The 12,556-nt window shown below is 46.3% G+C and carries 10 protein-coding genes; 7 read left to right on the top strand and 3 right to left on the bottom strand.

The window, feature by feature from the left end; translation table 11 throughout:
* The first annotated feature begins 6 nt into the window (after nucleotides 1-6).
* The 4 genes from RIH33_RS15435 to RIH33_RS15420 are packed head-to-tail and all read left to right on the top strand — an operon-like array spanning nucleotide 7 to nucleotide 3,687.
* Nucleotides 7-1,578 carry an ATP-binding protein gene (locus RIH33_RS15435; protein WP_406658717.1) on the top strand — a complete coding sequence of 524 codons (1,572 nt, stop codon included), beginning with the start codon at nucleotides 7-9 and terminating at the stop codon, nucleotides 1,576-1,578.
* Nucleotides 1,575-2,012 carry a response regulator gene (locus RIH33_RS15430; RefSeq protein ID WP_406653212.1) on the top strand — a complete coding sequence of 146 codons (438 nt, stop codon included), beginning with the start codon at nucleotides 1,575-1,577 and terminating at the stop codon, nucleotides 2,010-2,012. The genes RIH33_RS15435 and RIH33_RS15430 overlap by 4 nt, the downstream gene beginning before the upstream one ends.
* The gene (locus tag RIH33_RS15425) at nucleotides 2,012-3,421 is read left to right on the top strand and encodes a PAS domain S-box protein (RefSeq protein ID WP_406653210.1); all 1,410 of its coding nucleotides are present in this window, start codon (nucleotides 2,012-2,014) and stop codon (nucleotides 3,419-3,421) included. Before RIH33_RS15430 ends, RIH33_RS15425 begins: the two co-directional genes overlap by 1 nt.
* 53 nt (nucleotides 3,422-3,474) lie before the next feature.
* The gene (locus RIH33_RS15420) at nucleotides 3,475-3,687 is read left to right on the top strand and encodes an RNA-binding S4 domain-containing protein (RefSeq protein ID WP_406653209.1); all 213 of its coding nucleotides are present in this window, start codon (nucleotides 3,475-3,477) and stop codon (nucleotides 3,685-3,687) included.
* Here the strand turns inward: RIH33_RS15420 and RIH33_RS15415 are convergent.
* Both RIH33_RS15415 and RIH33_RS15410 read right to left on the bottom strand, forming a co-directional pair.
* Complete coding sequence (locus RIH33_RS15415) at nucleotides 3,684-7,544, bottom strand: two-component regulator propeller domain-containing protein (RefSeq protein ID WP_406653207.1); 3,861 nt, start codon at nucleotides 7,542-7,544, stop codon at nucleotides 3,684-3,686. The two genes, RIH33_RS15420 and RIH33_RS15415, sit on opposite strands and share 4 nt — an antisense overlap.
* 315 nt (nucleotides 7,545-7,859) lie before the next feature.
* A complete protein-coding gene (locus tag RIH33_RS15410; RefSeq protein ID WP_406653206.1) occupies nucleotides 7,860-9,245 on the bottom strand; it encodes a TlpA family protein disulfide reductase in 1,386 nt (461 codons plus the stop codon).
* 112 nt (nucleotides 9,246-9,357) lie between these two features.
* On the opposite strand from RIH33_RS15410, the gene RIH33_RS15405 reads away from it, so the two are divergent.
* From RIH33_RS15405 to RIH33_RS15395, 3 genes are read left to right on the top strand one after another with little or no spacing between them, the layout of a single operon-like run.
* Nucleotides 9,358-9,909, top strand: a complete 552-nt coding sequence (locus RIH33_RS15405) for a YfiT family bacillithiol transferase (RefSeq protein ID WP_406653205.1) — start codon at nucleotides 9,358-9,360, stop codon at nucleotides 9,907-9,909.
* A gap of 34 nt (nucleotides 9,910-9,943) precedes the next feature.
* Nucleotides 9,944-10,423 (top strand): hypothetical protein, encoded by a 480-nt coding sequence (locus RIH33_RS15400; RefSeq protein ID WP_406653204.1) that lies wholly within the window; start codon nucleotides 9,944-9,946, stop codon nucleotides 10,421-10,423.
* On the top strand, nucleotides 10,423-11,112 hold the full coding sequence (locus tag RIH33_RS15395; protein WP_406653202.1) for a DNA alkylation repair protein: 690 nt from the start codon (nucleotides 10,423-10,425) through the stop codon (nucleotides 11,110-11,112). The genes RIH33_RS15400 and RIH33_RS15395 overlap by 1 nt, the downstream gene beginning before the upstream one ends.
* 83 nt (nucleotides 11,113-11,195) lie before the next feature.
* Here the strand turns inward: RIH33_RS15395 and RIH33_RS15390 are convergent, their stop codons facing one another.
* Nucleotides 11,196-12,083 carry a hypothetical protein gene (locus RIH33_RS15390; protein WP_406653201.1) on the bottom strand — a complete coding sequence of 296 codons (888 nt, stop codon included), beginning with the start codon at nucleotides 12,081-12,083 and terminating at the stop codon, nucleotides 11,196-11,198.
* Nucleotides 12,084-12,556: the final 473 nt, after the last annotated feature.

Below are 12,556 nucleotides of genomic sequence, written 5' to 3'. Positions count from 1 at the left end.
AAACAAATGGGCTGGGCATTTTTCATTCTGCTTCTGTGCCTCACTCAGCTTATTGCTTTCAGGATTTATACAATGGAAAAGGATGCAGAACTGCACATTGCGGAGCGGGAAGCGATTTTCCTAAAAGGGCAGCTCGAGGCATCACTCAACCACAGCATCACCGCCACACGCGTGTTGGCATTTCTGGTAGAAAAGGATTTGCTCGACAATAATTTTGATTCCATTTGTGAAAATTTACTTCAGCAAAATCCCTTCATAGATGCCCTGCAACTGGTGAAGGGCGGAACCATTGTCAATACTTATCCCCTGGTTGGCAATGAAGCCTCTATTGGCTATAATATTGGCAACGATTCTGCTCACCGGGAAGAAGCAGAACAAGCGAAACTGCGCGGTGAATTATACTTCGAGGGACCAATCAACCTCATTCAGGGAGGTAAGGGCATCGTAGGCCGGGTACCCATCTCCCGAAATGGGGAATTTTGGGGGTTCTCCGCCGTGATTATCCGACATGAAACGCTTCTGCGTGCACTCAACTTAGACAGCACCGGAATGAATGACCGGTTCATTTACCAGCTCGTGAAAATTCACACTGGCGGAGCTGAGTCCAATCCATATTTTCAGCATGTGGAAACCATAGATCGTGGCATTTTCAGCGAAGTAGACGTACCTATTGGAGACTGGATCATCTACGTAAAAATGAAACATCCACAGTACTGGGTCAATGCCATGGCCTTCTCCCTGCTGGGGATACTCCTCTCTGCCTTGCTGGGGATATTTAGCTGGTTTCTGGCTGCGCAACCCATGCGGCTAAGAGCCCTCGTGGCTCTAAAAACCAAAGACCTCAATACCGCCAATAAAACCCTTCAGAAAAAGACCCGGGAACTGGAGTTCTCCAACAGTGAGTTGGAGCAATTTGCCTATGTGGCCTCACACGACCTGCAGGAACCCTTGCGGATGGTGACCGGCTTCCTCACTCAGCTGGAGAAAAAGTATCTGAACCAACTGGATGAAAAGCCACGGCAGTACATTCACTTCGCCAAAGACGGAGCCATCCGCATGAAGCATATTATTCTGGATCTACTCGAGTTTTCACGTGTGAGAACATTGGATGACGCAATCGAACAAATAGATACCCACCAAATGGTAAACGAAGTGTGCATGTTGGAAAAAAGAAATATTGAAGGTAAAAACGCTACGATAGACACCCAGAATCTACCAGTTATCCAATATTATCGAATCCCTTTTTTGCGAATCCTTAGAAATCTGATAGGAAACGCCCTGAAGTACAGTAAGCCTGGCATGTCTCCGGTTATTACCATCGCTTCCACCGCCCATGATGATTTCTGGCAATTCTCCATTTCGGATAACGGCTTAGGTATAACTGAGGAACACTTTGAGAAAATATTTGTACTTTTCCACCAGGTCGATCCAAGCCTTGGGGGTTCGGGCATGGGATTAGCCATTACCAAAAAATTAGTAGAAAACCTGGGCGGACAAATATGGGTAGAATCGGCAGCAAATGCCGGCAGTACCTTTTATTTTACCATTCCAAGGATTCAAACCAAGGAAAACCAATGAGAAAACCAGTGCATATATTGTTAGTGGAAGACAACGAGGGAGATATACTACTGACCACTGAGGCACTGGAGGAAAGCAAAATCACTCATCAACTAAGCGTGGTGCGCAATGGAAAGGAGGCGCTAGACTGGGTATTTAACCAGCAACCATACCAGCAATCTGGAGAACCCGATCTGATTCTTTTAGATGTCAACCTCCCCCTAAAAAGTGGACATGAGGTCCTCCAGGCCATTAAAAGTGACGATACTGTGAAACACATTCCCGTGATCATGCTCACAACATCATCATCTGAAAAAGACGTGAATCTGTCCTATCAGTATGCAGCCAACTGCTACATTACCAAACCCGTAGAGGTCAATGACTTCCTCGACGCTATTTCCACACTCTGTCACTTCTGGGTCGAGGTGGTTACACTCCCAAAAAATAAAGCTTAATGGCTAAGGATAGGAAAAAACTTATAGTGCTTGTGGTAGAGGACAATGATGGTGACTACTTTTTGGTAGAGGATTTCCTGCAGGATATGATTCTCTCCCCGGAGATTCACCGGGTGATCAGCTTCAAAGAAGCCAGATCGTTTTTATCGGAAAGTCAAAACCAGGTTCACGCCATTCTCCTAGACCTTTCATTACCCGATAAGACCGGCGAACTCCTCATAAAGGAAATACTGGCTATCTCAAAAGGACTTCCGCTTATCATTCTCACAGGTTTTGCAGGAGAAGGATTTGCCATCAAATCACTGGCTCTCGGAGCATCTGACTACCTGCTGAAAGATGACCTCAATGCTACCATTCTCTACAAAAGCATCATCTATTCTATAGAGCGGGCTAAAAATCAGGTTTCCTTAAAAGAATCTGAGCTGCGCTATGCAGAGCTGTTTCACCTAAGCCCACAGCCCATGTGGGTTTACGACATCCATACACTCAGGTTCATTCAGGTAAACAAGGCGGCCTGTGACCATTATGGATACACTTCCGAGGAGTTTCTCTCCATGACCATCAGGGACATCCGCCCACTGGAAGAGGTTCCGCTTCTAGAGAAAACTGTGCTTAGAAGAGATGTGCTCCTCCCCTACAAGGGAGTTTTCAGGCACATCAAAAAAAATGGAGAAGTGATAACCGTGGAGATCAAAAGTGACATCCTCACGCACAATGGAAATAATGTGCGCCTGGTACTGGTCAATGACATATCTGAAAAAAAGAAAGCCCAGGAGGAATTACTAACCATCGCTCATCAGGTGGAAGACCGGGAGCGTACCCGTATTTCTATAGACCTGCATGACGGGCTACAGCAGACACTGGTCACGTCCTACATGCATTTTGAATCCATCAAAAGCGCCCTGAATCTACTTAACCCGGAGACTTCAGAACGGTTTACCAAGGGGATGGAAGTTCTCAATGAAGGAATAGAGCAAGTGAGAACCATTGCCCATGAGCTGATGCCCCCCAAGATAGAAAAAGAAGGTTATGTAGCCGCCATCACTCAGCTCCTCAACCAGACTGAGGGCTCTATCCAGTTCAAATTTGTGCAGAATCTGGGAGGTAAACCCCTACCACCCAATATCTCACTGATTTTGTTCAGAATCAGTCAGGAGGCCATCAATAACATCATCAAGCACTCAAAAGCCTCCAGAGCTACTATGGCGCTGGAAATGGAAGGTAACATCGTCCGGCTATCCGTCGTGGACAATGGCAAGGGATTCAGCATCGACCACCTGGCGGACGATCATTCCATCTTTGGACTGAGAGCCATTGGCTCACGTATTCACTCCCTGGGTGGGGTTTTTGAACTGCATTCGGAAATAGGCCGTGGAACAAGCCTCACCATTGAAATTCCCTTATACTAAACCGCTCCAAGGCTGAGTATAGATTCAAATCAAGATACTAACTTGCACCGAATATGGAAACATTCAAACTTCAAGAGGGCGAAGAGTATATAGAACTTAACAACCTCCTCAAGATTCTCAACTGGGTGGCGTCCGGTGGTGAAGCCAAAAGTCAAATAGACCAGGGTCTGGTGACTGTGAACGGCGAGGTAGAAACCCGAAGAAGAAAAAAGCTCAGATCAGGAGACAAAATAGAGTTTGGAAGTGAGGCAGCCCTCATTGCCTAATGTTTTTCCGATTCGCTCAGCTGCTGTTGGCTAAGGTGAAACCTTCTCACTTTACTTTTCAGCACCTCCACGATCTCTGATACCTCCTGGGTTCGCTGTGTATACTCGGACATCCCGGCAGAAAGCTGAGATGAGGAGCTTGCTACCTCCTCTGTACCGGCAGCAGTTTCTTCAGCGATCACCACCACACTCTCCATCAGTCCCACCACTTTTTTGAGGTGATCCGTCTGCTGACTAGTCGCTTTCACAATTTCCTCAGACATGGAGAGGGTCTGCGCGTAAGAAGTTGCCAGCTCATCAAATGATACAGATGCATCTCTCGAAGCCTCCTCTCCCCCTTTGATACTGGTGCTCATTTCTCCTATTAGCTTGGCAGTACCACCAATTGCACGCTGTATTTCTACCACCATCACTTCTATCTCCTTCGCTGACTTACCTGAGTCCTCGGCCAGCTTTCGTATTTCCTCGGCCACTACCGCAAAGCCCTTACCGGCATCTCCGGCCTTCGCGGCTTCAATGGCCGCATTAAGTGCCAGCAGATTGGTCTGATGGGCCACATCTTTGATAATATTTAAAACCCTGGAGATTTCACCCGACCTGTTAGACAATATACTGATTGACTCATTGGTGTCCCTGGAAGTGGCCATGATATCCTTCATGCTATGGTCTACTTTCTCGATGAGTTTCTTTCCCGTATCACTTTTCTCCACTCCTCTCAGAGCGCCCTGATTGATGGTATCCGCCTGCTGGCTCACATTATTGGAAAACTCCAGAATCCCTTCTATCAGCTTTGAGGCCTCATCTATCCTATTGACCTGATTTTGAGCGCCGCTGCTCATCTCTCCTATGGATGAGGCAATTTCTCCGGTGCTCAGGTTCATTTGTTCGCTGGCCACAAACATTTCCTGAGAGGAAGTACCTATGGTCTCTACCTGCTCAATGATGTCATGTAGCAGGTCAGAAAGATTGTCAAGGGCATTATTAAAGCTCTCCTTCAGTTGTAACACATCCCCCTTAGCCTCATCCGTGTAGCGCATACTCAGGTCACTGTTGGCCAGTGAATTCACAATCCGGTTGATCGTATTGAAAGGAACCAATATGGACTCAAACAAGTGGTTAATCGAAGCACCCAGGGCCTTCCACTCCCCTGACTTGGACTCCACGTCTATCCGCACAGAGAAGTCACCAGACTCCACTGCCTCGCCAATTACAAAGTTGGTGTCTTCTATGGCACCCTGCAGGCTGTCTTGCTGCTCCCTAAGGGCATCATTTTGCTGCTTCACCTGGGCTGTGGCTTCTTCTATTCTTCTCTGAAGCTCGCGCTGGCCCGCTTTGATCTGCCCCACTCTCCACTTGTAGGCATACACACCCCCAGAAATAACGACTACCACTGCCAACAACCTGAACCACCAGGTAGCCCACCAAGGTGGTAAAATGGTGATTTTCAAGGTTCTGGGATTGCTGGACCACACCCCATCGCTGTTGGTACCATTTACATGAAAAATATAGTCCCCCTGATCCAAATTGGTATACGTAGCAGAGCGCTTGGCAGCACCCACCTCCACCCAGGACTCATCAAAGCCCTCGAGCATGTAGCGGTATTTATTCTGCAAAGGAGAAGTGTAATCCAACGCTGCAAACTCAATGGTGATTACGTTTTCTTTATGGGTAAATGACACTTCAGAAACCTGGGCCAGTGCTTTGTCAATAATCTGGCGACCGTTGAGGGAATCCTTTTGAGAAACAGACTGATCAAACACCTTCAAATCGGTGATCACTACTTTGGGATCAAACGGACTCAGCTTGATCTCCTCAGGGTCAAAAGCATTCAGCCCCTGAAGTCCTCCAAAATACATTTTTCCGGTTTTCTTTGATCGTACGGAGGAGCTATAGTTGAATTCATTGCCCTGGAGACCATCTGATTTAGAGAAATTCTGGATCGTATTCTTTTTGACATCATACACAGAAAGGCCCTTGTTGGTACTGATCCACAGGTTTCCCTGATCATCCTCCTGAATACCATTCACTACCGGATTGGGCAACATGGCATTCACAGGGGCCACAGTCACCTCCTTTGTCCTGATGTCCATCAAATTCATACCACTGGCCGTGCCTATCCATAGCTGGCCCAGCCTGTCCTCATGCAAAGCCCGCACATTGTTATTGAGGAGTCCTTCAGTGCTTTCAGGGTCGTGCACAAAATTCCTGAAGGTGCCGTTTTGCTTATCAAAGAGGCTCAGCCCTCCCTCTTCAGTGCCTATCCAAAATTGACGATTCTTGTCTTCATAGAAAACCACAATCAGGTTTCCACCGATGCTCTGAGGATCATTCGGATCATGTCTATAGTGCTCAAAATCATCCCGCGCCCGGTTGTAGCGCGAAAGACCACCGCCCAATAAACCTATCCACAGGTCATTTTCATAGTCTTCAGTGATGGCCCATACATTTCTGTCACCCAGGCTTCTCGGATTGTCTGCATCGGGCATATACCGTACCATGCGCCCGGTTTTGGGATTATATCGATTGAGTCCAGCCGCATAGGTGCCTGCCCATATATATCCCTGCCGGTCTTCATAGATGGACTTGATGACATTGCTGCTGATGGTGTTTCTGTTTGTAGGCGAATGTCTAAAATGTTTGAATGTACCTGTCTCCTGATCGAGGCGATCCAACCCGCCACCATCCGTACCAATCCAGATGGCACCATCGCGCCCTTCGTGAAGTGCTATTACTGAATTAAAGCTCAGGCTATTGGGCTCTCCGGGCACCTCCACATACAGTTTAAACTTTGCATGATACTTGCTAAATACGTTCACGCCACCCCTGAATGTACTCACCCACAGGATGCCCATGTCATCCTTATAAAAATCGTAGATCGCGTCACTGCTAATGCTTTCGTCATCAAAAAGGCTCCGCTGGGCGTAAGAGAAGGTGTTTTTTACCGGATCATAGATATTGATCCCTCCCCCATCTGTGCCGATAAATATTCGTCCCAAATCATCCTCATAAAAACTGGTGACAATATTTGATTTCAATTGGTCCTCTCTGGCACTGTATTCAAAATGTGTAAAGGCATCCTTGCCGGGATCATACCGATAAGCCCCTTCTCCATCTGTACCAATCCAAATGTTACCCGATGAGTCTTTCATAAGGGGCTTCCTGTTGGTTAGGGCTACCTCATAGTTTTTTTCATAATAAAAATGCTTGAAGGTTCTGGCCTTCAGATTGAGATAATCAACACCACCCGAATGCGAACCCACCCAAAACAAACCGGGAGCATCCTCTACAATAGAGAAAACTGTGTTATGGCTCACCGTAGAGGGATTTTCAGGGTCATGAAGCAAACGCTCGAAGGTTCCATCCTCCCAGTTGTAGACGTTCAACCCTCCGGATGTGCCCACCAACACATTGTTCTGGTTATCAATGAGAATCTTGCGCACGTAGTTATTCGAAAGCGAGCCCGGATCATCGGTATTTTTGTGATGAGAAAAAGTTTCTGTCTCCCAATCGAAAATGCTGATACCGGCGGTTCTGGTACCCACCCATATTCGACCCAGATGATCTTCGGCAATTGTTGAAATTATATTGCCGCCAATCGACGCAGGATCATTGGGGTCAGTTTTAAAAATTTTGATGGAGTATGCATTGTACCTATTGAGCCCATCTACGGTGCCTATCCAGATAAATCCCTTACTGTCTTTGAATACACAGTTCACCGTACCCGTAGAGAGGCCTTCATCCGTATTCAGATGAGTGAACTTCAGGTCTATATCCTGTGTGCGCCCTTCAAAAGCGCTTACAAAAAGTACTATTGACAGTATATAAACCAATTGTTTGCACCATTGGGATGTAATCATGGGGTAGTGGGTTAAAGCGTGTCACATCTGAAAGAAATATATCCAAATTTCCTATAGCCTACAAAGCAAAGTAGACAGTCCTTGGTAAAACATCGATGAAAGAGGGAATTTAATTTATTTAAAAATTCCTATAATTTCCCTAAATCTTCATGTACCGTTAGCCTTTAAAAGGTGATTTCAGGCAAGCTATAGAAAGGCTTCTCCATTCTCTACAAACAATCGCTGAACCATCAGATTCCTTTGACGAACGGGCAAAAAAAAGGTGCTGTTCCTTGCAGGAAACAGCACCTTAAAGTTACGGTTCCATGACTTCTTCTAAGCCGGATTCAGTAAAGCCTCTATTTGGTCACCAATATCACCGGAAGGTCTCGCCGCATTGGCATCTACAATATTTCCTTCCCTATCTATGAGTATAAACCTGGGAATCCCCTGAATAAGGTAATCGGTAATAATGGTGGACTCCCACGCCCCCGGCGCATACAGGTGGATACCTCCCAATTTTCGCTCGCTGACCATTTTCCTCCAGGGGGCTGGAGAGCTATCCGTGCTCACAGCAATAAAAGCTACATCTTGTCCCTCAAACCGCTGCTGCAGTTTTTCCATGTGCGGATGCTCAGCTATACAAGGGCCGCACCATGTAGCCCATACGTCTATATAAACCAATTGACCTCTGAAATCAGCCATAGTAAGGGTATCTCCCTCTATGCTCACGTACCGGAAGTCAGGTGCCGGATTGCCGGGTTCGATTTTCTGAAACTCAGCAATCATCTGATCGATCTCATCCACTCGCTCCTGATTCGGATTGAGCGCTTTCCAGGCAGCTACTACTTCAGCCCTTTTATCCATGGGAAAATAGGAATAGGAATTAGAGACCAGTTCATACATCAGCTGCTCCTTCAAAGAAGGCACTTTGATGAGGGCATTGATCGCCTCTACATAAAACCCGTAGTAGTCTTCAGATTCATCTGCTCTGGCATAGTAGCCTATAGAGGCCTCCTTTTCGATGCTTTCATCCACGTAAGATTTAAATGCAGGGTATTTCAGCAGCGAGGTATCATTGACATCCAGCGCCAGTTGAAAATCATAATAGGCCTCAGAAACACTAAAAGAATCCAGGTCCAGCAGGGACCGATGCGCGCCTTCATACCTCATTTTAGTCACTATGTCCGACCACTTACTGTTTTCACGGGTATAGGAAATAAATGCTGCATCATCAATATTGAAATCGGACATATAGCCCAGCTCAATCCCCGATACGGAATCGAGCGCCACCAAAAACTGTTCTTCCGGCATCATGTACAAATCACGGGTGCTCAACAGGGAATCCCCGAGCAGTACCATTGCGGCTTTGTAATTGTTGATTTCAGCGCCTGTGCCGCTATAGGTTAGGGACTCGTCAAACTCAGCCGGATCCAGCGTGAGAAACAACTGATCACCGGGACGCAGATAGAGGTAGGTGATCTCACCACCATGACCAAAAACTATGTCGGCAGGTGCAGTGATATCAAACGTTGTAGAAAATTTGTTGTCCGCATCCAGGGTATCCGTGATCCGATCACCTCCAAAACGGAAAGTGATCACCTCCCCTATTGGGTTAATGATTTCGCCGGAGATGGTAGTGGTCACTGTTTCGGGCTGGGGCTCACAGGCCCAGAGCAGCACCAGAATTGATAGTGATGCCCAGTTGTTTAGTTTTTTCATAGTCAGGAACTTTGGTTCATTGAAATTATCATTTCCCCGTCAGAAAATCCACAAGTCAACAGCTATTTATTGCGAATAATTAAATATCCTTGAACTCAAATACCAACCCCCTATGACTCCTGAAGCACTTGAGCAATTAAAATATCCTGTCGGCAAATTCACGAAGCCTGAACTGATCACAGCGAGCCAGATTCAGAACTGGACAAGTACCATCCGCTCCTTTCCTGAGGCAGTGGCGACACTGACCCGCCCGCTCTCACGTACGGAACTCAACTGGCAATATCGCCCCGGCGGATGGACGATCAAGCAGGTAGTCCATCACTGTGCCGATAGTCATATGAACTCACTGATGCGTTTCAAGCTGGCGCTCACGGAAGAATCTCCGACTATACGTCCCTACCACGAAGACCGCTGGGCGGAGCTTTCAGACTCATTAGATGACGAAATCAACAATGCGCTGGATTTGCTCAACGGACTCCATGGTAAGTGGGTAAAATTGATTTCAGCACTTTCTTCTGCAGACCTTCAGAGAACATTTGTGCACCCGGAACACGGCCAATCCTTTACCCTGGCAGAGACCATTGGCACTTATGACTGGCATTGCCGTCACCATCTCACCCACATACAGCTGGCCCTTGTTCATAAGGGTAGCTTTGATTTGTAATCAATACATTAACTTGGAACCAAACTCAAAACCAATGGAAAATTACTCAGCACCCAACGCCCTGAAAACGACCAAAATCATTCATACTGCCCTAATGACCGGCTGTCTGCTCTTCGGTGTAGTGGTATTGGTGCTAAATGCACAGGCTCCCACCGGATCCACCCGGGATCAGGAGTTTCTACTCTATCTGCCGGCAGTATTTCTGGTTTTCTCGGCCGTGGTATCATCAGTTCTGTTCAAAAAAACCCTGAAACAGGGGCTGGCACATAGCGCTGATCTTCAGCAGAAGATGGCCGCCTTTCAAACGGCCAACATCGTGCGCATGGCCTTCTACGAAGCCTCGGGACTCATCGCTGTGGTGGTGTGCTTTCTCACCGGTGATCTGTATAACATGCTCATCCTGCTGGTGGTGGTGCTGGTCTTCCTGATGAAGATGCCCACACCCCACCGCATCGCCAAAGAAGTGGGGCTTTCCGATGCTGAACAAGCTGAACTCTCTGGCCTGAAGGATTAATGAACGCTGGTATAAAGGAGTATCTGCTCACCCTGGAGGAGGAATTTCTAAGGCATGCCAATCCTGATATAGCGGTGCAACAGGAAGCTTATCTTAAAAATCAATTCGTTTTTTACGGGCTCACCTCCCCGGTACGCAAAGCGATACAAAAGCCCTTTCTGGATAAAAAATACCTACCCCCCAAGCACGAACTACCAATATTGGTAAAGACACTGTGGGCAAAACCACAGCGGGAATATCACCATTTTGCACAGGAGCTGGCCTGCAGGTACCTCCGCCAGCCGGAACCCGCCGATATGGCTCTCTATGAACACATGGTGGAGCATCACTCCTGGTGGGACACCGTAGACCATATAGCCAATAAACTCATGGGAGCTTACCTGCTACATTATCCGGAGACCCGCGGGGAGTATGTGGAAAAATGGCTGGCGTCAGGAAACCTTTGGTTACAACGATCAGCCATCCTCTTTCCGCTGAAATACAAGCAAGACACAGATACTGACCTGCTCGGCGCTGTGATTCACCAACTCCTCGGCTCAAAGGAGTTCTTTATCAATAAGGCCATTGGCTGGGTGCTGCGCGAATACGCCAAAACCAACCCCGAATGGGTGATCCGCTTTGTGGAAGAGACACCCCTGGCGCCGCTCAGCCGACGGGAGGCCCTGAGAATATTGATGAGAAAGGGATAACCCTGGAGGGAAACCTCCGGGCAATGTCATTAATTGTAGAACTTAAAAACGAGCTAACTCTTCTAAGTATTGGGGGATCATCATCATTGGTGAATTCTCAGGGTTTCAATAATTCTAGCATCAACCCAATATTGTTTCGATTCCCAATATGTAGTTCCATCTTCCCTTACTTTTTCTTCATGCCTTGAAAAAAGCAAATACTTTCCATCCCGTGTTAAGTGTGCACCATTTTCTTCGAGTTCTGAATTTATCTTATCTCCCATATTAATGGCAGGACCCCAAGAATCATCTTGCTGTCGAAAACTTATATAATTATCAGATTTGCCATATCCATCTTCTCGCTCGCTACCCCATATTAAATATGATTCATCAGGTGCTATAAAGGGGTGACATGTCCATTTACCCGTGTTAATATGCTTACCGAGTAATTTTGGTTCTTCACGCTCACCGTTTATAATCCTCGACATTCGGATTACGTCATTACTTTTATAGTCATCAAAAACAAAAGTACCTTTAGAGGATACCGACATCACCATAATGCCCCAATCCTCCCTTTCAAACATAGGTCCTAGACTTTTAATTTTTGACCAACCGGAATCTGTACGCTCTATGTAGTTCCATCTAGAGTATAAGATGTTACTATCGCTAGGGTTATGGCTGAAGGTATACTTATTGACATTGTAATAACTACCTTCATTCCGATACACAACCACCGGGTTCTCAAAGGGGTTGTTTCCTGTGTATGTAAAATAAAACTCATCCATACTCAAAGAGTCGGTATTCCCAAATTTCCAATCTTGAGAAGTACTATTTTTCGGAACAAAAATTTCTGGGGTTAACCCTGGTGGTTTATATCCAAAGTAAAGGTTGTCTTCTGCTGAGGAATTCTTCTTAGTTTCCGATTTCTCTGTTTCGCAAGCATTCAAAAATATGGCAAATACCAGCACTACAATTTTAGTATTATTTCTCAATGTTCAGTTTGTTTTAATTACGGTTTTGTATCGCCCCGCGTTTGGCGCCTGGTCAATTTACGGAACTTTCAGTTAGGGTGGGGAAGTGGTTTCTTATAGTCCATTTCAATCGTATAGCCATCATTGCGCCAAATGCGCGTTATACGTTGTTGGCACACGTTTTTATTAATTACCTTATAGTTTACGATAGTCGTTATTATAACTGTCTACTGAATTCGTTGAATCCCGATAGCTATCGGGAGTAGAAAGCATCGCCCTTTCCCAGTGGCTGATTCATGGTGATGTATCGCACAACAGCAAGCAAAGAGGCAGTTTGGCGCATTCGTGCTAGCGTTTGTTGTGCGTTCGTCATTCACGCTCAATTGTGAATTTTAGATTTAACAGTAGATTATTTTGCTGATGAATTTGAGTTGGCAATATCTCTGAATAACTTCCATTTCCCATCTTCTTTTTTCCAAAGAATGATATATTTT

This window comes from Marinoscillum sp. (genome assembly GCF_040222955.1).
Lineage (GTDB): Bacteria > Bacteroidota > Bacteroidia > Cytophagales > Cyclobacteriaceae > Marinoscillum.
The sequence above is the reverse complement of the archived record's forward strand: the minus strand, read 5'-3'. Positions and strand labels throughout refer to the sequence as shown.